Origin of the sequence: Cellulosimicrobium sp. MI9406, from assembly GCF_040595865.1 — a bacterium.
Classification (GTDB): Bacteria; Actinomycetota; Actinomycetes; order Actinomycetales; family Cellulomonadaceae; genus Cellulosimicrobium; species Cellulosimicrobium funkei.
Genome location: NZ_JALIZI010000012.1, coordinates 1 through 20,349 on the forward strand (window position 1 = coordinate 1; position 20,349 = coordinate 20,349).

Below are 20,349 nucleotides of genomic sequence, written 5' to 3' on the forward strand. Positions count from 1 at the left end.
CCAGGCCAGCCATGCCACAGGGACAAAAAATTTGGCATTGACTAACAAGCACACTGTTGAGTTCTCAAACAACCGACACACACCAACTCAGCACCACCCGACCGGGCAGAACCTCGCTTGGGGCAACCCTTCAACCTTACCAGGTCTTCCCCGGCTCCTCAACCCCGGCTGTTCGCCGTGGTCCAGTCGCCGTGGTCTTCCTCGTCGCGGGCAGAGAACACTCTACGCCATGCGGTGGAAGGGTTTCGACCCCGGGACCAGCCACCCTCGATCGTTCGAGGCGGTGTCTGTTCCTCCCTGTCGGGCCGACATCCAGAACATTACGCGGCCTCGCGCGACATGGTCAAGCCGCTCCCCGGTGACCCGGCCCACAGGGACGCTGCCGCTCGCCGCACGGCACGACGTGCGGCCGTCCGCCCCGCCCTCCCACGCTCCCCCGGCGCCGCGCTCAGACCGTCGTCGCGAGCCGCAGGATCACGCGGTCCCCCGGTCGGAGCTGGGCCGCACGGTCGACGTCCCGCTCGCGGAGCACCCCGATGACGGGGTATCCCCCGGTGACCGGGCGGTCCGCGAGGAAGACGACGGGACGCCCGTCGGGCGGGACCTGGACCGCGCCGCGGACGAGCCCCTCGGACGCCAGCTCCCCCGGCCTGCGGGGCACGGCCTGGCCGTCGAGCCGCAGGGCGACGCGGTCGCTGTCCGGCGACACGGTCCGCAGCGCGCGCAGCGCGTGCCCCGCACCGGGGAGGAACCAGTCGGACCGCGGCCCGGGCAGCACCTCGAGCACCGCGCCCGCCCGCTCGCCCGGACGCGGCTCGCCGGGCGGGAACCGCACCGGTGCGACGTCGGGCCACGGCCACGTGCCCGACGGCGCGGCCCCCACCGCGACGACGTCGCCCGGCTGCAGGGGTTCCGGACCGAGCCGGGCCAGCACGTCCCGCGCGCGCGACCCGAGGACCGCGGGCGGCCGGAGCCCGCCACGCACCGCGAGGTAGGTGCGCAGACCGCGCGCCGCCAGGCCGAGGCGGAGGGTACCGCCGTCGGGCACCCGGAGGGCCGCGTGCATGCCGACCGGGCTCCCGTCCACGCTCGCGGGGACCGCCGCCCCCGCCAGCGCGACGACCGCCCCGCCGGCGAACCGCACGGCGAGACCGCCGAGGGTGACCTCGATCGCCGCCGCACCGTCCGGGTTGCCCACGAGCCGGTTCGCGAGCGCGTGCGACGCGCGGTCGGCCGCTCCCGACGGCCCGACGCCGACAGCGGCGAGCCCCGGGCGCCCCGCGTCCTCGACGAGCGCGAGGGGACCCGTCGCGAGCACCTCCAGGGCGCGCGCGGCCGGCAGCGAGGGGGTGGTGGCCCCGTCCTGTGCGGGCTGCACGCGCGGCGCCCCCGCGCTCCCGTCCTGCTGCGCCCTCCCCGACGGCACGAGCGGGCCGCCGCCCGCGGTCACGGCCGCGCGGACCGGCACGAACCGCACGCGCGCGCCGGGCGCGACGAGCGAGGGCGGGTCGCGGTCGACGTCGAACATCCGCGCGTCCGTGCGGCCGAGGAGGCGCCACCCGCCCGGGGACTCCCCCGGGTAGACGGCGGTGAGCCCGCCCGCGAGCGCCACCGAGCCGGCGGGGACGCGGGTGCGCGGGGTGGCCAGGCGCGGGGCGGCGATCGCGGGATCGACCCCGGAGAGGTACGTGAAGCCCGGCGCGAACCCGCCGAACGCGGCCTCGTACTCGCGGCCGTGGTGCCGCGCGACGACCTCCTCAACGCTCAGGCCCGCCCAGCGGGCGACGTCGTCCAGGTCGGGGCCGTCGTAGCGCACGGGGATCTCGACGAGCTCCCCGACGTGGGTGGTGGGGCCGGTCGTCGACGCGCGCCGCGCCGCCGCGCGCAGCCACGCCCGGGCGGCGGGGACGTCCGCGGGCGCCGCGCAGCGCACGAGCACCGTGCGGGCGGCCGGGACGACGTCGACCACGCCGGGCGGCGCGTCGCCCAGGGCCCGGTGCAGCGCGCGCACGGCGGCGAGGTCGGGAAGGTCGACGAGCAGCGCGGCCTCGCCGAACGCGTGCACCGTCACCTCGCCGTCGGGGCCGTCGGCCGCGTCGCGGACCGGTGACCCGGGAGCGGGCGACCCTCCGGTCGTCACGGCACCGCGTCCTCGCCCGCCGAGCCGCCGTGCGGGGAGTCGACGAAGGGCTGCACGACGACCCCGGCCTCCTGGAGCGCGGTCCGCAGCGCCCCGAGCAGCCCGACCGCCCCGGGGGTGTCCGAGTGGACGCACACCGAGTCCGCCTCGACGCGCAGCGACGTGCCGTCCGCGGCCTCGACCGTGCCGGTCGTCACGAGCCGGACGACGCGCCGGGCGACCTCGTCGCCGTCGTGCACGACGGCGCCCGGCCGCCCGCGCGGGACGAGCTCGCCCGACGGGAGGTAGCCGCGGTCCGCGAAGGCCTCGCGGACGGTGGGCTGGCCCGCCGCGTCCGCGAGCCGCAGCACGGCCGAGCCGGGCAGCCCGACGACGGGCAGCGTGGGGTCGTAGGCGTGCACCGCGTCGACGACGGCCCGGGCCTGCGCCTCGTGGTGGACGATCGCGTTGTAGAGCGCGCCGTGCGGCTTGACGTACCGCACGCGGTCCCCCGCGAGCTGGGCGAACCCGTCGAGAGCGGCGAGCTGGTAGAGCACCTCGTCGGCGAGCTCGCCGGGGTCCACGTCCATGAACCGCCGCCCGAAGCCCGCCCGGTCCCGGTAGCTCACGTGCGCGCCCACCCGCACCCCGCGCGCGGCGGCGTCCCGCGTCACGGTCCGCATGGTCGTCGCGTCGCCCGCGTGGAACCCGCACGCGACGTTCGCGCTGGTCACGAGGCCGAGCAGGGCATGGTCGTCGCCGAGGGTCCAGCGGCCGAAGCCCTCGCCGAGGTCGGCGTTGAGGTCGATGCGCGTCACGCGTCCATCATGCCCGGGACGCGCGCTCGGCGGGCTCCGCCGCGGACCCCACCGGTGCGCCACCGGTGCGCCACTGCTGCGCCACCGCGGTGCCCACCGTGCCGTGGGCGGAGACCGCGGGCGTAGATTTCCTGGCATGCCGGACGACACCACCACCGCCACGACGGCCGTGCGCCGCGCGACGACGGCCGACGCCGCCGCGCTCGCGGACCTGGCCGCGCTCACGTTCCCGCTCGCGTGCCCGCCCGGCACGTCGCCCGACGCGATCGCGGAGCACGTCGCGACGCAGCTCTCGCCCGACCGGTTCCGCGCGTGGGCCGCGAGCGCCGCGCACGCGCTGCTGCTCGTCGAGGCGGCGTCGCCCGGCGCCTCAGCAGGAACGTCGGCGGGCGCGTCGGGAGACACGTCGCCAAGCACGTCGGCGGGCACGTCGGCAGGCACCGTGGAGACGGACGCCGGGTCGCCCGAGGCCCCGAGCGGCCCCCTCGGGTACGCGCTGCTGGCACGAGGCCTCCCCGACCACCCGGACGTGGCGGCCGCCGTCGGGCCGGGCGAGGCGGTGGAGCTGTCGAAGATCTACGTGCACCCCGCCGCGCAGGGCACGGGCGTCGCGAGCGTGCTCATGACCGCGACGACGGGGGCCGCGGCGCTGCTCGGGCCCGGGCTCCCCCTCTGGCTCGGCACGAACGGGCACAACGCGCGCGCCCAGGCCTTCTACCGCAAGCACGGGTTCGCCGTGGTGGGTGGCCGGACGTACGTCGTCGGCGGGGAGACCCATGCGGACGTGGTCATGGCCCTGCCCCGCCGCTGACGGACGGGAGGTCCCGGTCGGGCTCGGCCTGCACCCCGGAGGGCGCCCGACCGGGAGGTCGGTGGGCGGCCCGTGCGGGCCGCGGTCGTCCGGTGGACGGTGGTCGGTCGGCTCAGTGGTCGTGCGCGTCCTCGCCGTCGGCGCCCTCGTGGCCGCCCTCGTCACCGCCCGTGTGGCCGAGGCCGAGGCCCCCGTCGAGCGAGTCGTCGGGGTGGACGGGCAGGAAGACGTGGACGTGGCCCTGGCCGCCCGCCGTCGAGCGCAGGTCGAGCTGGACGGCGGCGAGACCCCACGTCTCGACGGCGCGCGTGCGCAGGTCGCCCGCGAGGGCGTACAGGTCGGGGGCCGCGGCGGAGTCGGCGCTCGCGGCGAGCCCGACGGCGTCGAGCGCGTCCCCGACGAGCTCGAGCGACGTGAGCATCCCGTTGCGGACGATGTTGTGCTCGGAGGAGCCGCTCGCGAGCGCCTCGGTCTCGGCGACGAGACCGTCGACGGTCGCGTGCCACGCCCCGACGTCCGCCGGGTCCGCGGGGACGGCGCTCGACCCGTCGACGGGGAGCACCGCGTGGAGGCCGTGCAGGACGGGGACGAGCTCGGTCTGGAGGTACCGGGCGTGGTCGATCGACGCGACGAGGTTCTCGGCGTCGCGCGCCTCCTCAGCCGCCTCGAGCTCGGCGACGCGCGCCGGGTCGACGGCGAAGCCGCCGTCGTCAGCGGCCGCGCCGCCGCGCGTGAGCCCCACGACGGCCGCGACGGCGACCGCCACGAGCGCCAGCGCGCCGACGACGAGCAGGACGCGGCGCCACGGGTCGAGGCCCACGAACCACCGGCGCGCGCGGACGCGCACCGGTGGCCGGGGTTCGGGGCGGCCGGCACCGCCCCGGTCGGCAGGACGGGAGCGTGCGGGCGTCGTCGGGCCGCCGGTGCGGCCGGAGCCCTTCCGGGATCCTCCCGCCGGGGTCCGGGTCGTCGGCGTCCGTGCCGAGGTGCGCTGTGCCACCTGTCGCTCCTGTCCTGTGGTCCTCCCGCCGGGTCCGCCGGCCCGGCCCGTGGGCCGGGCCGGCGAGGCGGCCGGTGACGGGGGCGGGTCTCCCGTCACCGGCCCGCCGTCAGCCGCAGCTCACGGCGTCGTACGGCACCTCGATCTCGGTCGTGACGTCGCCGAGCGTCGCCGTGACCGTCGCCGTGCCCGCCTCGAACGCCGTCGCGCGCGACGCGAACGACTGGTAGGCGTTGGCACCCACCTCGACCGCGCCGAACTCCTTGGAGCCGAACGGCGTGGTGAGGGTGATCGCGATGGGCGCCTCGTCGGCGTTCGTCGCGCGCAGGGCGAGGTACGCCTTGCCCGCGAGGCAGCGGGCCGAGGCGGTGACCTCGACGTCGACCGTGGGCTCGGGCTCGGACTCCGTCGTGAGACGGAACCAGTCGAACGCCACCGTGACCGGCGTCTCCTGCTCCGGACCGATCGCCATGAGGCCGACCTTGGTCAGCGCGGCGTCGTTCGTGACCGGGTCGCCCAGCGGCGTCCAGTTCACCCCGCCGTCGCTGACCCAGCCCTGGTACGTGCTGCCCACCTTCTCGAGCCGCAGGTACCAGTAGCCCGACTCGGTCGAGTCGGCGAGCTCGAGCTGACGGTTGCCGCCGTTGCCGAACTGGCCGCCCTTCTCCGAGACGAGCTCGGCGCCGAGGTTCAGCGCCGCGCCCGGGGCGTTCTTCGCGAGCACGTCGGCCTTGACGTAGTTGTCGTCGTCGCCGTACGCGATGAGGCCCGCGAGCTGCCACCGGTGCACGAGCGGCGCCTTGAACCGCGTCTCGACGACCCAGTCGCCCTCCGGTGCCGTCTGGAGGACGAAGTTGCGCGGGTCGCCGTTGTTGCCGGCGTTGATGTCGCCCGGCTGGGTCGTGATGCGCAGCTCGCCGTCGGCGACGGCGACCTTCGACCCGTCGTAGCGCACGACCGCGTCCCAGCGGCAGCCGTCGAGGGCGTCGCCCTCGAACTCGTCGTTCGGCTCGCGCTCGCCGTCGTCCGACCCGTCGCCCGTGACGCGCACGTGGTCGACCCTGGCGACCGAGTCGGGGGCCGCGGTGTCGCCGCCGGCCATCACGCCGAACGTCGCGCCCGGCTTCACGGGCGCCGAGCCCGCGAGCGCCGTCCACGTCCGGCCGTCCGCCGAGTACGCGGCCGTGATGGCGGAGCCGTCCGAGACGAGGCGCAGGTGGATCGACGTCGGGAAGTCCCCCGCGACGTTCGTCTGGCCGTGCCACGTGCGGGCGCCGCCGGTCTCGGTCTGGAACTCGAGGAACCGGTTGCCGTTCTGGTTCTTCGTGAACGCGAGCTTCGTGTACTCGTCGTCGGTCACGTGGACCAGGAGTCCGGCGTGCTGCCAGTGCCGGGCGAGCGGGACGTCGAGCTTCGTCTCGAGCGTCCAGGCGCCGGCGGGTGCGGGCTGACCGAGGTAGCTGATCGGCCCGGTCTGCGCCTCGTTGATGTCGCCCTGCACGACCGGCAGGACGGCGTGGCCGTCGGCGACGGTGATCGGCTTGCCGTCGGCCTGGCGGACGACCGTCCACCGCGGGTCGAGGGTGTCGCCGTCGAACTCGTCCGACGCCTGCGCGAGGCACTGCGGCGGGGTCTCCTCACCGGGTCCCCCGGTCTGCGGGTCGTCGTCGAACGCGAAGTCCTGGAACTCGACGGCGCTCGTGGCCGACGTGCTGTGCGCGGTGACGAAGAGCCCCACGTCCTGCACGGACGCCGCACCCGGGAGGGCCTGGGGCTCCCCGATCTGCGTGAAGTTCTCGCCGTCCTTGCTCCAGGAGGCCGTGTACAGGTCGCCGTCGCGCACGATCCGCACCCACGCGGGGTAGCTCGTCGAGCTCGCGGCGGACGACGTGACGAGCTGGCCGGCCGCGTTGCCGCGGAGCCACTCGAAGCCGCCGCTCGGGCGCATGCCCAGGGCGGCGTAGCCCGGCGAGCTCCCGACCTGCGTGACGTCGTTGCGGACGATGATCCCGGCCTTGGCAGACCCGTTCGAGTTGCCCTGGCTGTTGATCTTCACCGTCGCCGACCAGTTCTCGTCGGCGCCCTGCTCGCGGTAGATGGTCGAGTACTCGTCGGTGCCCTGCCACATGTTCGCGCCGCCCGACGTGATGAGGTACTTGCCCTCGGCGAGCTGCTCGAACGTCCCGTTCGCGTTGGTGAAGGTCTTCATGCCCCCGAAGAGGTCGCCGACCTGCGCCACGACGACGCGGGACCGCGTGTAGAGGCCCTTGTCGTTGGTCGCGACCGCGGTCAGCTCGTAGTTGTTGTCCGCCGTCACCTCCCACGTGGCCTCGTACGGCGCCTCGGTGTCGGTCCCGATCGACTCGCCGTCGACGAAGAACTCGACCTCGGTGACCGTGTTCTCCGTGTCGTCGGCCTCGGCCGTGACCGTGATCTCGCCCTGCTCCAGGCGCACGCCCGCCTCGGGCGCGGTGATGCGCACCTTCGGCCGCGTGGTGGCGGAGACGCCCTTGCCGTCGGCCTCGACGAAGTTGAGGCGACGCTCGCCCGCGCCGGGGAAGACGACGTAGAGCGTGAACGGCTCCCGGGGGTCGGTGACGTCCACGGTCACGTCGGTGAACGTGCCGAGACCCGTCTGCGGGATCTGGGCCGTGCCGAGGAGCTCGCCGTCCGCGGCGTCGCGCCGCAGCTCGATCGTGCCCTCGGCCGCCGCGGCGACGCGCAGCGTGAGCGCCTGCACGCCGTACAGGCTCACCGGGTCGTACGACGCCCAGGCCCCGTTCGACCCGGTGATGACCGAGCCGCCGCCCTCGACGTCCCGGCTCGGGATCGTCGTGGTGCCGTCGGAGTCGGCGTGGAACTCCGCCTCGCGCTTCTTCGGGAAGATGAGCGTGGTGTCCGAGCCGGTGAGGGCCGGGACGTCGTCCACGCCGCCGCGGTCGGTGTAGCGCGCGTCGATCACGTAGAAGACGTTCATGTCCTCGCCGTGGCCGCCGCCGAGGCTCGTCGCGACCGTGCCCGTCCGGCCGTGCAGCGGCTCGGAGGGGTGCGCGTGCGCGTCGTGGCCGAGCGCGGGCTGGATGATGACCTGCTCGTCGTCGATGGTCTCGCCGTCCGGCGAGTCCTCGGCGTCCGTCACGGCCACGTCCCACGTGATGTCGTCGCCGAAGGTGAAGAACGAGCCGGTGGGCGGCAGGCCGAAGTCGACCTCGGGCCGCGTGTTGCCGACCGTGATCGGCACGGTCGCCGTGCCCACCTTGCCGGCAGGGTCGGTCACCGTGAGGCGGGCGTCGTAGACGCCGTTCTCCGTGTAGGTGTGGCTCGGGGCGGCGGACGTCGAGTCCGTCGTGCCGTCACCGTCGAAGTCCCACGCGTACGTGAGCGCCTCGCCCTCGGGGTCGGTGCTCCCGGTCCCGTCGAACGACACCTCGAGCGGCGCGATGCCGGAGTCCGGCGTCGCGACCGGCTTCGACACCGGCGAGCGCGAGCCCGACAGGTAGTCGATGCGGTGCAGGCCCGAGTTCGGGTTGTCGCGGCCGAAGCCGCCGCCCCAGTCGAGCACGTACATCGCGCCGTCGGGCCCGAACTTCGAGTCGATCGGCGCGAGGAACTGCTCCTGCGGGAGGAACGGGTTGACCTTCTCGACGTCGGTCACGCCGGGAGCGGCCTCGGGGTCCTTGAGGTCGATCGTGTACATCTTGTTCCGGGCCCACTCGTAGAAGAAGGCCTTGCCGTCGTAGGACGACGGGAACTTCGTGTCCGAGTCGAGCTCCGGGTCGTACTCGTAGAACGGGCCGCCCATGGGCGCGAGGCCGCCGCCGGCGTTGATGACGCCGGGCACGGACGAGCGCTGGTAGCCGTACCAGAGGTCCGCCGGCTGCGCGGCGGGGAGCTCGGTGAGGCCGGTGTTCTTCACCGAGTCGTTGACCGGGGCGTCGCAGTCGAAGAAGTCACCGACCGTGACCGGGCTCGTGCGGTAGTCGACGTCGCGGAACGGCTCGTTGTTCCCCATGCACAGGGGCCAGCCGAAGAAGCCGGGCTCCTTGATGAGGTTCCACTCGGCGATACCCGCGGGGCCGCGGTTCGCCGGGTTGTCCGACCCGTTGTCGGGCGAGTAGTCGGCGACGCCGAGGTTGCCCGTCTTCGGGTCGATGGTGAACCGGAAGGGGTTGCGGAAGCCCATCGCGTAGATCTCGGGCAGCGTCTTCTCGGTGCCCGGCGCGAAGAGGTTGCCCTCGGGGATCGAGTACGTGCCGTCGTCCTCGGGGTGGACCCGCAGCACCTTGCCGCGCAGGTCGTTCGTGTTCGCCGACGTCGCGCGCGCGTCGTGGAACGTGCCGTCGCGCTCGGAGATCGGCGCGTAGCCGCCGGACGGCTCGGAGTGCGGGTTCACGTCGTCGCCCACGCCGATGTACAGGTCACCGGTCTCGTGGTCGACGAGCAGGCCGCCGCCTGTGTGGCCCGGCTCGTCGGGCAGGCGCCCGGCCGGGATCTCCATCAGGACCTTCTCCGACGCGGGGTCGATCACGGTCGCGCCGGGGCCGTCCGACGACACCGTGAACCGCGAGACGCGGTTGAAGAAGTTCGCCGGGTCGGAGTCGTTCGAGCTCGCGGGCGAGTAGTACTGGTACAGGTACCCGTTCTCCGCGAAGTCCTTGTCGAGCGCGATGCCGAGCAGGCCGTCCTCGCCGCCCGAGTACACGGGGAGCGTGAGCGCCGTCGTCGTGTTCTGCGTCCGCGGGTCGTAGACGCGGACCTGGCCGCGCACGAGCTCGGTGTAGAACACGCGGCCGTCGGGCGCGACGTCCATGCCGAAGGGGGCGCTCGTGTTCGAGTCGAGCGCGACCTTCTCGAACGAGCCCCAGTCGGTGCCGCCGCAGTCGCCCTCGACGAGGCCCGCCGCCCACTGCACGCCGCCGACGACGTGCTGCACGAAGTCGGGCTCCTGCGTGTAGTGCGCCCCGAAGTGGCCCATGCCCGTCATCCAGGCACGACCGCCGTCGTACGGCTTGCACCAGGAGATCGGGTGGTCGTAGCCCATCTTGTTGCCGCCGGCGTCGTACGTCGTCTCGTCCATCGTGGCGAGGACGTGCGCGCTGCCGCGGACGTTGGCCGAGAAGTTGTACCACTCGTCCGCGCGCGTCCAGCGCTGGGACAGGTGCTCGGTCGACGGGTGCGTGCGGTCCTCGACGCGGACCGTGCCGGGCAGGCCGGGGCTGTTGCCCGTGGCGGCGTGACCGGGCATGAGCGCGCCGATCATGTCGTCCCACCACTGGTAGCTGCCGCGCATGTCGGTCGCGTTGTGGATGGCGACGATGCCGCCGCCCGCCTGCTGGTAGCGCTCGAGCGCGGCCTTCTCGTCCGCGTTCCACGGGTCGCCCGACGTCTGGAACATGACGAGGGCGTCGTACTGCGCGAGGTTCTCGTCGGTGAACACCGAGGAGTCCTCGGTGTGGTCGGACTCGATGCCGACCTCGGCGAACGCGGCCTCGAGCACGGGCGTGCCCTGCGTGATCGCCTCGGTGTGCCGGAACTGGGTCGTCTTGGTGAAGATGAGCACCTTGTGCTCGTCCTCCGCAGGGACGGGGTCGTCCGCGGCAACGGCCGTCGTGACGGGCGCAAGCGTGAACGCGAGCGCCCCGACGGTCAGTGCGGCGGCGACCGATCTCGCCCTGCGTGGGCGTCGTGCAGTCATCGTGGTGCCTCCAGGGGCATGACGTGCGGGCCCGGACGTCGTCGTCCGGGCAGGGTGGTCGTCATCCCGCGGCGTGCCGGCGCCGGCGGTCGTCTGCGACTACGGCTACGTGCTCTCCGGCTCGGGCATCAGTCCCTTCAGGTAGGCGAGGCCATCGACGGCGATGGCGTCCTGGGTCGGCGCCAGCGGGCGCCAGATCGAGGCGGCCGTGGCGATCGTCGCGTTCTCGGCGGTGAAGGACTCGATGACGAGCGGTCCGTCGTAGCCGGTCGCGTCGAGCGCGGCGAGCAGGCCGCGCCAGTCGAGGTGGTCGGTGCCCGGTGCGCCGCGGTCGTTGCCGCACACCTGGACGTGCGCGATGCGCTCGCCCGCGCGCGTCACCGCGGCGGGCAGGTCCGTCTCCTCGATGTTCATGTGGTAGACGTCGAGCATGAGGCCGATGCCGGCCGCGGGCAGGCGCCGCACGACCTCCAGCCCCTGGTCGACGGTGTTGACGAGGCTCGTCTCGTAGCGGTTGAGCGGCTCGAGCCCGACGACGACGCCCGCCGCCATGGCGTGCTCGACGACCGGGGCGAGGTGCTCGGCGAGCTCCTCGTAGGCAGCCTCGCGCTCGGCCGGGCCGAGCCGCCACGTGCGCCCGACCGACGCGTACGCCGGGCCGCCGATCACCGGGGCGCCGACGGTCCGCGCGACGTCGACGACGTGGCGCATGTAGTCCTGCGTGGCGCGCACCGTCGCGGCGTCCGTGGCGACGAGCTCGCGCCCCTCGCCCATGACGAGCGAGACGCTCGCGGCGAGGCCGTGGTCGGCGAGGACGGCGGCCGCCGTCGCCGGGTCCCAGTCCCCCGGGTTCTCGACGGGCAGCTCGAGCACGTCGAAGCCCCACCCCGCGACACGCGGGGCGATGTCACGCAGCGCGCCGTCGGTCAGGGGCGACGTCCACACCCACGTGTTGACGCCGAGCGCGCGCCGGCGCACCGGGACGGGCGCGCCGTCGGGCGCGAGCAGGTCGGTCGCGCGGTGCGCGGGGGTCGGGCGGGGAAGAGCCACGTCGCTCTCTCTCGTCGGGTCCGAGCACTCGGCCGTCCCGCCCGCGTGCCCGACGCCGGCGGCGCACCCCCGTGCGGGAGGTGCGCCGCGCCGTCGGGCGGGCGGGCGGGGCGCCCGGCCGGTCGGACGGCGACCGGGCGGCCCCAGGTGGTCCGGCCGCGCGGCCGGACCGGGGTGGTGCTGGCGTCAGCGGTCGGTCCAGGCCTCCGGGAACCCGGGCAGGTCCTCGCCGCCGAACTTCGCGTAGTGCAGGGACGGCATGTCCTTGTTCGCCTCGAGGTAGGCGTCGAGGTCCTCGGCGACGACCGGCGACTGCGGCAGGACCCACTCGGACGGCACCTGCTCGCCGGCCCAGATCATCTGCGCCGCGAGGATGGGCGTGCGCCACTGGAAGTTGGAGTACACGGCGCCGATGGCGGTCATGTCCGTGTCCTTCCACTTGCGCAGGAAGCTCATCTCGTCCTCGCCCATGAAGACGGGGTACGGCTTGCCCGCGTCCTCGAACGCCTCGACGGCTGCGACGGCGCCGTCGCCGGCGTCCATCCAGATGCCGTCCACGTCCCCGCGCTGAAGGTACTGGGTGACGATGTCCTTGATCTTCGCCCCGTCGCCGCCGGTGAACTCGGCGCCCACGACCTCGAGCTCCGACTCGGAGAAGATCTTGTCGGCCGCGGCCCAGCGGTTCTCGAGCACGTCGACGCCGGGCAGGATGCGCAGCGCGAGGACCTTCGAGCCGGGCTCGAGGTTCTCGACGAGGAACTCGGCGCCGTCGGCGCCGTACGCGTAGCCGCCGATCGGGTGGATGAACGTCACCATGCAGTCGGTGTTGACGCCGCGGTCGAACACGATGACGGGCTTGCCCGACTCGCACGCCGCCTCGACGGCGGGCGTGAGGGTCGCGGTGGTCGACGGCGAGATGATGATCGCGTCGCAGTCGCCCGCCGCGACGAACGCCTGGATGTCGGAGATCTGCTTGTTGTCGTCGTCGGCGGCGTCGGAGACGCGGAACTCGCCGATCACGCCCTCCTCGGTGAGGACGTCGACCTGCTGCTGCATGGTGATGAACCCGGTGACGCGCCACGGGTTGGACACCGACGCGTTCGAGAAGCACAGCGTGTTGCCGCCCTCGGCGCTCGCGAACTCGGCCGTGTCCACGTACTCGGGCTCGATGGCCTGGAGCCACGGCTGGTCGGCCGGGCCCTCGGGCACGACCTCGCGCTGGGCGAGCTGGCGGTCGTAGTCCGCCTGGACGAACCACTCGGAGTCGGCGCCGCCGGACTCCTCGCCCGCGGGGCTCTCCTCGGCCGAGGTCTCCCCGCCCGTGTCGGTGGGGGTGTCGGTCGTGCAGGCGGCCGCGAGGAACAGCGTGGCCACCGCCGTGCCGGCCAGGAGTGCTCGTGTACGTCGCATGTCCTTCTTCTCCTTGGTGAGACGTCGTCGTCCCGCAACGTGCGGGGAAGGGGGTACAGCTCGGGTGCTGCCGCACGGCCGTGCGCGGGGGTCCGGCAGGGGTCGTGCGCGGGGAGGGGCGCGGGCGTCGTCGCCGGGCGCGCGGGGCTCAGGCGTTCGCGGGGGCGGGCTCCTTCGGTGCGGGGGTCGGGCCCGCCGCCGGCGGGGCGTCGGGGGTGGACGCGCGGCGCCGCGACCGGCGCGGCAGCGCGGCGTAGGCGACGGCCGCGATGATGATCACGCCCTGCACGGCGGGGCGGATCGTCGACGGCAGGCTCAGCTGGTTGAACAGGGTGAACAGCGCCTCGAGCGTGAGCGCGCCCGCCATCGCGGCGATCACGGTCCCCCGCCCGCCGCCGAGGACGACGCCCCCGAGCACGACGGCGGTGATCGCCATGAACTCCAGGCCCTGCCCGACCTGGGCGGTGACGCCGGCGTACCCGCCGATGAGGATCGCCGCGACGGTCGCCAGGAAGCCCGACAGGAGGAAGGCGCGCGTGCGCACCCACCACACCGAGCCGCCCGCGTAGCCCGCCGCGACGTCGTTGTCGCCCGTGGCGACGAGCGTGCGGCCGAAGGGGCGGCGCATGAGCAGGGCCGCGGCCACGCCGAGCACGACGACGACGAGCAGCGCGTACGGCACCTGGAACTGGCCCGGGTTGTCGGGGATGCCCCCGCGTCCCCACTGCCGGAACCCGTCGGTGAGGGCGCCCGTGGGGGCGCCGCCCGTCCAGAGCCGGATCGCGCCGTAGAGCACGAGCATCATGCCGAGCGTCGTGATGAACGACGGCACCTTGAGCAGCGTGGTCACGAGGCCGTTGACGAGCCCGACCGCGAGGCCGAAGACGATCATGAGGGCCATGACGGGCCAGGTCATCGAGTCCTCGCCGTCCATGAGCTTCGCGGCGATGACGACCTGGGCGCCCACGAGCGAGCCGACCGACAGGTCGAACTCGCCCGAGACGATGACGAAGTACTGCCCGATCGCGAGGATGACCAGCGGTGCGGCCTTCTTGACGAACGCCATGAGCGACATCGGCTCGCCGAACGACGGGTTCATCACGAGGATGACCGCGAAGACGAGCACGAGCAGCGCGAACACGGTCCAGCTGCCGCCCGCGGTGAGGCGCTCGAGCCAGCCGGCCCGCGGCGCGCGCGCCGGGATGGTCCGGCGCGTGGTGTCGGTGGTCATGCGGACGCACCTCCGGTGCGGGTCGGGCGGAAGCGGGCCCGGCTGCTCGCCGGGTCGATCTGGCGCCGGGCGTACAGGGCGACGGCGGCGATGATGATGACGCCGCGCAGCACGTCCTTGAAGAACGGGTCGACGTCGAGCACGTTGAACACCGTGTCGAGCACGGCGAGGATCAGCACGCCGCCCACCGTCCCGACGACCGAGCCGCGCCCGCCCATGAGGAGCGTCCCGCCGAGCACGACGGCGGCGATCGAGTCGAGGTCGAGACCGTAGGAGTAGACGAGCGCGTTGCCGGTGCCGAAGCGCGCGGCGATGAGCAGGCCGGCGACGCCCGCGCAGACCGAGCACAGCACGTGCGCGAGGATCAGCGTCCGGTCCGTCCGGATGCCCGAGAGCCGCGCGACGTCGGTGTTCCCCCCGACGGCGAACATGTGGTACCCGGGGCGGGTGCGCGTCAGGAGCACGACGCCCGCGGCCGCGACGAGCAGCATGACGACCGTCGAGACCGGCACGGGGCCGACGCGCGTGTACCCGAACATCTGGAACGAGGCGGGCACCTCCCCCGCCGGGCCCTTGAACTGCGTGTCGAGGTAGCCCTTGATGATGAGCCCGACGCCGAGCGTCGCGATGAACGCGTTGACGCGCAGCTTCGCGATGACGAGCCCGTTGACGAGGCCGACGACCGCCGCGACGCCCACCGCCGCGAGGACGCCGAGCCAGACGCGCGACGGGTCGCCCGCCATGGTCGTCGCGCCGACGATCGAGCTGAGCGCGACGACGTAGCCGACGGACAGGTCGAGCGACTTGCACAGGACGGCGAACGTCTGCCCGATCGCGACGAAGCCGAGCAGGCTCGTCTGCGTGAGCATGTACGCCGTGTTCGCCGTGCTGAACAGGTTGCCGCCGCCCACGGCCACGAGGACGCCGGCGATCACGAGGATCCCGACGAGGGCGAGGTAGACGATCTCCGTCGAGCCCAGCCGGCGACGGCGCGCGGGTGCGCGGCTCGCGGTGGGGGCGGCGGTCGCGACCGCGGTGCTCATCGGTGCTCCTTCGGGCCGTCGGGGGCGTGCGGGGCGTTGCCGGGCGTGGTGCCGGGGTCGGCGCCCGGGAGGTCGTCGGCGTCGGCGAGGGCGCCGAGGTCGACCTGGACGTGCTCGCCGGAGGTGTCCTCGCCCGCGCCCGTGGCGAGCGCCATGACGGTCTCCTCGTCGCTGCCCGCGGGGAGCTCGCCCGCGAGGCGGCCGTCGCGCATGACGAGCACGCGGTCGGCCATGGCGACCACCTCGGGGAGCTCGGACGAGATGAACAGCACGGCGACGCCGTTCGCGGTGAGCTCGCGCATGAGGTCGTAGACCGCGCGCTTGGCGCCCACGTCGATACCGCGCGTCGGCTCGTCGAGCACGATGACCTGCGGGTCCGTGACGAGCCACTTCGCGAGGACGACCTTCTGCTGGTTGCCGCCCGACAGGTACTGGACCTCGGCCTCCTGCGAGCTCGCGACGAGCTCGAGCGAGGACAGGATGCCCGGGATGCGCCTCGCGCGCCGGTCGGCCTGGCCGGGCACGACGGCGTCGAGCACGAGGCGCGCGTTGGCGAGGATCGACTGGCCCAGCGCGAGCCCCTCGGCCTTGCGGTCCTCGGTGACGAGAGCGAGGCCGGCGCGGACCGCCTGGCGCGGCGAGCGCACGTCGACCGGCTTCCCGCCGATGAGGACGCGGCCGCGCGTGAACCCCGCGATGCCGAAGACGCCGTGCGCGATCTCCGTGCGTCCCGAGCCCTGGAGCCCGGCGAGCGCGACGATCTCGCCCGCGCGGACCTCGAACGACACGTCGTCGACCTGCGTGTTGCCGACGCCCTCGAGCGCGAGCCGCACCTCGCCCGGGACGATCGCGGGGTCCTTGTCCGGGAAGTACCCCGCGAAGTCGCGGCCGACCATCGTGCGCACGAGGCGGTCCGCGTCGATGTCCGCCGTCGGCGTCGTCAGCACGTGGTTGCCGTCCTTGAGCACCGTGATGGTGTCGCAGAGGTCGAAGATCTCCTTGAGGCGGTGCGAGACGTAGAGGATCGCGACGCCGCGCTCCTTGAGCCGGTGCACGAGCTCGTAGAGGAGCTCGACCTCCTGGTCGGCGAGCGCCGCCGTCGGCTCGTCCATGGAGATGATCCGCGCGTCGTAGGAGACGGCCTTGACGATCTCGACGATCTGCTGCTGCGCCACGGAGAGCGAGCCGACGCGCGTCCACGACGCGAGCCCCGTCAGGCCGAGCTCGGTGAGCAGGGCGGTCGTGTCCGCGTGCATGCGCCGCCGGTCGACGAGGCCCGCGCGGCGCGGCTCGCGGCCGAGGTAGACGTTCTCCGCGACGGACCGCTCGGGCAGGAGGTTGAACTCCTGGAACACCGTCGACACGCCCGCGTGCTGCGCGGCGAGCGGCGAGGCGAACGTCGTCGTCTCGCCGTCGAGCTCGAGCGTGCCCGCGTCGGGGCGGTGCACGCCGGCGATGATCTTCATGAGCGTCGACTTGCCGGCGCCGTTCTCGCCGACGAGCGCGTGGACCTCGCCGGGCCGCACGTCGAGGTCGATCCCGCGCAGCACGGAGTTCCCGAAGAACTCCTTGCCGATGCCGCGCAGGCGCAGGAGCGGCCGGTCGTCGCCCTCCCCCGCGGCGGGACGCGGCTCGCGCGTCGTCGTCGCGGTCACGACGCGACCTCGACCCAGCCGCCCGTGCGCACCGACGTGGCCACGGCGTCGGCGAGCCGCGCTGCGCGCAGGCCGTCGTCGAACGTGGGCAGGCCGTCCGGGACGACGCCCCCGATGGCCGCGGCGGTGTCGGCGACGAGCGCGTCGAAGCAGTCCTGGTAGCCCTGCGCGTGCCCGGCGGGGAGGCGCGAGTACCGGGCCGCCGCCGGGGACAGCGTCTCGGGGTCGCGCACGAGAAGGCGCGACGTCGTGCGCCGGCCCTCCCAGAGCGTCTCGGGCTGCTCCTGGTCGAACGCGAGGGTCGACTCCGAGCCGGAGATCTCGAGGTAGAGCCGGTTCTTGCGGCCGGCCGACACCTGCGAGATCACGGCCGAGCCGAGCGCGCCGCCGTCCGTCGCGTACTGGAGCGTCACGGCGTCCTCGGTCGCGACCTCGTGCACGACGCCGTCGGCGCCCCGGCGGTGCGGGTTCACCGTGGCCGACTGCGCGACGAGGCGCACGATGCGCTGGCCCGTCGTGAACTCCAGCAGGTCGCAGAAGTGGGAGCCGATGTCGCCGAACGCGCGGCTCGCGCCGCCCAGCGCGGGGTCGACGCGCCAGTTGTCGTCGGAGTCGCGCAGCAGCCAGTCCTGCAGGTACGAGCCGTGCACGAGCGAGACGGTGCCCACCTCGCCGCGGCGCACGCGCTCGCGCGCCTCGCGGACCATGGCGTGGAAGCGGTAGGTGAACGGCACGACGGCGACGCGGCCGTCCCGCTCCCGCGCCGCGGCCGCGAGGCCGGCGAGCTCGACCGCGCCCGCGACGTCGGTCGCGAGCGGCTTCTCGCACACCACGTGCTTGCCGGCGGCGAGCGCCGCGCGCGCCAGGGGGACGTGCAGGTGGTTGGGCGTGCACACGTGCACCACGTCGACCTCGGGGTCGGTGAGCAGCTCCTCGACCGTCGCGACGGCGCGCTCGGCGCCGAGGCCCGGCGCGGCGGCGCGCGCGATGTCGAGGTCGGCGGCGGCGACGCTCACGACGCGGCCTCCGCCCGTGCGCACGGCCCGGGCGTGGACCCCGCCCATGAACCCGGTGCCGAGGATCCCGGCGCGATACCCGGCGGCGGGCAGCCCGAGCTCGTCGGGGCTGCTGGCGGGGAAGGTGCTTCGGGCGGTCGAGGCCCCTGGCGTGGTCGCTCCCGGGAGGGGCGTCTCCGGCTCCAGCACCGGGGTACGCACGTCCTGCGCGACGTCGTCGGCTCGCATGGATGACAACGTAGGGGCACTTATGTCGAGCGTCAAGCAAAAGCCGAACATCGATCGTCACGTTTAGATAACCCTGTCCGCAAAACAAATGTGAAGGATCACATCGGCGCCGCCGGACGCGGGCACGCCACCGCCCCCGGCCGTCGGGACGGCCGGGGGCGGTGGCGTGTCGGACTGCCCCCACCCGCCGGTCGGCGACGCCGACCGACGGGGAGACTGCGGTGCTGCGTGGTGCTACTTGGTCGAGAACGCGGCGTCGAAAGCCGCGTCGGGCGCGTCGAACGCGTACTTCTTGACGAACTCCAGGGCCTCGGGGGCACCGACGAGACGGTCCATGCCGGCGTCCTCCCACTCGACCGAGATCGGGCCCTCGTAGCCGATCGTGTTGAGCATCCGGAACGCGTCCTCCCACGGCACGTCGCCGTGGCCCGTGGAGATGAAGTCCCAGCCGCGGCGCGGGTCCGCCCAGGCCAGGTGCGAGCCCATGCGGCCGTTGCGGCCGTTGTGCATCCGCTTCTTCGTGTCCTTGCAGTCCACGTGGTAGATGCGGTCCTTGAAGTCCCACAGGAAGCTCACCGGGTCGAGGTCCTGCCACACCATGTGGCTCGGGTCCCAGTTGAGCCCGAACGCCTCGCGGTGCCCGATCGCCTCGAGCGTGCGGACCGTCGTCCAGTAGTCGTACGCGATCTCGCTCGGGTGCACCTCGTGCGCGAACCGCACCCCGACCTCGTCGAACACGTCGAGGATCGGGTTCCAGCGGTCCGCGAAGTCCTGGTACCCGGCGTCGATCGCCTCCTGGGAGACCGGCGGGAACATCGCGACGTACTTCCAGATCGCCGAGCCCGTGAAGCCCACGACGGTCTTCACGCCCAGCTTCGCCGCGAGGCGCGCGGTGTGCTTCATCTCCTCCGCGGCGCGCTGGCGCACGCCCTCGGGGTCGCCGTCGCCCCACACGACGTCCGGCAGGATGTCGCGGTGGCGCTGGTCGATCGGGTCGTCGCACACCGCCTGGCCCTTGAGGTGGTTCGAGATCGCGTAGACCTTGAGGTCGTACTTGGCCAGCAGGTCGAGCTTGCCCTGGACGTACTCGTCGTCGTCCCAGCGCCAGGGGTCGAGGTGGTCGCCCCAGCACGCGATCTCCAGGCCGTCGTAGCCCCAGCCGGACGCGAGGCGTGCCACCTCCTCGAACGGCAGGTCGGCCCACTGCCCGGTGAAGAGGGTGATCGGTCGTGCCATGGTCGTGTCTCCTTCGGTCGTTCTCGGTTCGTGCCCGGGGTCACCGGGCGGACGTCTTGGTCAGGGGGCGGGGCGAGTCCGCCGCGGCCTCGTCGGTGCCCGACGCGCGCGAGCGGCGCCGCACGACGACGTAGCCCCCGGCGAGCAGCAGCGCGGCGACCACGGCGACGGCGACCCACACGAGCGCGCTCGTCGAGCCTTCGTCCGTGGCGGTGCCGTCGGCCGCGGCGCCCTCTCCGGCGGCGTCGTCGCCCGCGGCGGCGTCGTCGCCGGCCGCGTCGGCGCCTGCTGCGTCATCCTCCGCACCGGCGGCGTCGCCGCCCTCCTGCGCCGCCGCGTCGCCCTCGCGCGGGGCGGGCTCCGGCAGCGGCACGACGTCGACCTGCGCCGACGCGGTGGCCTCGGCGGGGTGGGTGATCGTGGCGGTGAGCGTCCAGTTGCCGTCGGCGAGGACGCCGGGGTCGGACGTGTACCAGCCGACGCCCTCGGACGCCGACCGCAGCGTGAGGGGGCCGACGGTCTCGCCGGCCGCGGACTCCCCCGTCACCGAGACGTCGGCCGCCTCCTCGACGGGGTGGCCGTCGACCTTCCAGGTGAGGTTCGCGGACACGCCGCCCTGGCCGTCCGTGCCGAGCGAGATGACGACGTCGCCGCCGTGGGCGCCGGCCGGGGCCGCGCCGACGAGCGCGAGCACGCCGCCGAGCAGGAGGCCCAGCGCCGCGGTGAGGAGCGCGCGGGCGCGGTGCCGCACGGGGGCGGCCGTCCGGCGGAGCGGCAGGAGCCGCGTGCCGCCCGGAGGCCGGGGGCTGGTGCGCTGGCGGGGCGTACGGGACATCGGGTCATCACCTCGTCGTGGGTCCGTGTGCGGTGGGGGCGGCGGTCGTCGCCGGTCCCCCGGGGTGCCCCGGCGCCGGGCCGGAGCGCCCGTTCCCGGGCGCCGGGGCCGGAGACCCGGAGGTCCCCGTCGTGCTCGTCGTGCGGGCAGCGTACGGTCGGCCCGGCCGATGGGCCGCCCGGACGCCCGAGCGCCCGCGCGC

At 74.0% G+C, this 20,349-nt stretch carries 13 protein-coding genes; 1 reads left to right on the plus strand and 12 read right to left on the minus strand.

Annotation, left to right across the window (positions count from 1 at the left end; translation table 11 throughout):
* Positions 1 to 448: 448 nt before the first annotated feature.
* Together MT994_RS18790 and MT994_RS18795 are read right to left on the minus strand one after the other, a co-directional pair.
* Complete coding sequence (locus tag MT994_RS18790) at positions 449 to 2,140, minus strand: 5-oxoprolinase/urea amidolyase family protein (protein ID WP_354807519.1); 1,692 nt, start codon at positions 2,138 to 2,140, stop codon at positions 449 to 451.
* Complete coding sequence (locus tag MT994_RS18795) at positions 2,137 to 2,937, minus strand: 5-oxoprolinase subunit PxpA (protein WP_354807521.1); 801 nt, start codon at positions 2,935 to 2,937, stop codon at positions 2,137 to 2,139. Before MT994_RS18795 ends, MT994_RS18790 begins: the two co-directional genes overlap by 4 nt.
* Before the next feature lie 136 nt (positions 2,938 to 3,073).
* Here MT994_RS18795 and MT994_RS18800 point away from each other — a divergent pair, with 136 nt between their 5' ends.
* On the plus strand, positions 3,074 to 3,748 hold the full coding sequence (locus MT994_RS18800; RefSeq protein WP_354807522.1) for a GNAT family N-acetyltransferase: 675 nt from the start codon (positions 3,074 to 3,076) through the stop codon (positions 3,746 to 3,748).
* A gap of 112 nt (positions 3,749 to 3,860) precedes the next feature.
* Here MT994_RS18800 and MT994_RS18805 read toward each other — a convergent pair whose 3' ends face one another.
* The 10 genes from MT994_RS18805 to MT994_RS18850 form a co-directional block, all read right to left on the minus strand.
* Entirely contained in the window at positions 3,861 to 4,595 is a 735-nt protein-coding gene (locus MT994_RS18805) for a hypothetical protein (protein ID WP_354807523.1), read from the minus strand.
* A 262-nt stretch (positions 4,596 to 4,857) separates the two neighbouring features.
* A complete protein-coding gene (locus MT994_RS18810; protein ID WP_354807524.1) occupies positions 4,858 to 10,443 on the minus strand; it encodes a ThuA domain-containing protein in 5,586 nt (1,861 codons plus the stop codon).
* 105 nt (positions 10,444 to 10,548) lie between these two features.
* Positions 10,549 to 11,493: a sugar phosphate isomerase/epimerase family protein gene (locus MT994_RS18815; protein ID WP_354807525.1), complete on the minus strand. Its 945-nt coding sequence runs from the start codon at positions 11,491 to 11,493 to the stop codon at positions 10,549 to 10,551.
* A 186-nt stretch (positions 11,494 to 11,679) separates the two neighbouring features.
* Positions 11,680 to 12,903 carry a substrate-binding domain-containing protein gene (locus tag MT994_RS18820; RefSeq protein WP_076406053.1) on the minus strand — a complete coding sequence of 408 codons (1,224 nt, stop codon included), beginning with the start codon at positions 12,901 to 12,903 and terminating at the stop codon, positions 11,680 to 11,682.
* A gap of 148 nt (positions 12,904 to 13,051) precedes the next feature.
* Entirely contained in the window at positions 13,052 to 14,134 is a 1,083-nt protein-coding gene (locus MT994_RS18825; protein WP_061268735.1) for an ABC transporter permease, read from the minus strand.
* Complete coding sequence (locus MT994_RS18830; protein WP_354807526.1) at positions 14,131 to 15,177, minus strand: ABC transporter permease; 1,047 nt, start codon at positions 15,175 to 15,177, stop codon at positions 14,131 to 14,133. Before MT994_RS18830 ends, MT994_RS18825 begins: the two co-directional genes overlap by 4 nt.
* Positions 15,174 to 16,832, minus strand: coding sequence for a sugar ABC transporter ATP-binding protein (locus tag MT994_RS18835; protein WP_354807527.1), 1,659 nt, complete (start codon positions 16,830 to 16,832; stop codon positions 15,174 to 15,176). The genes MT994_RS18830 and MT994_RS18835 overlap by 4 nt, the downstream gene beginning before the upstream one ends.
* On the minus strand, positions 16,829 to 18,076 hold the full coding sequence (locus MT994_RS18840; RefSeq protein WP_194520986.1) for a Gfo/Idh/MocA family oxidoreductase: 1,248 nt from the start codon (positions 18,074 to 18,076) through the stop codon (positions 16,829 to 16,831). The genes MT994_RS18835 and MT994_RS18840 overlap by 4 nt, the downstream gene beginning before the upstream one ends.
* A 234-nt stretch (positions 18,077 to 18,310) precedes the next feature.
* Positions 18,311 to 19,312 carry a sugar phosphate isomerase/epimerase gene (locus MT994_RS18845; protein ID WP_021483379.1) on the minus strand — a complete coding sequence of 334 codons (1,002 nt, stop codon included), beginning with the start codon at positions 19,310 to 19,312 and terminating at the stop codon, positions 18,311 to 18,313.
* Between the two features lie 40 nt (positions 19,313 to 19,352).
* On the minus strand, positions 19,353 to 20,147 hold the full coding sequence (locus MT994_RS18850; RefSeq protein ID WP_354807529.1) for a hypothetical protein: 795 nt from the start codon (positions 20,145 to 20,147) through the stop codon (positions 19,353 to 19,355).
* Positions 20,148 to 20,349 lie beyond the last annotated feature (202 nt).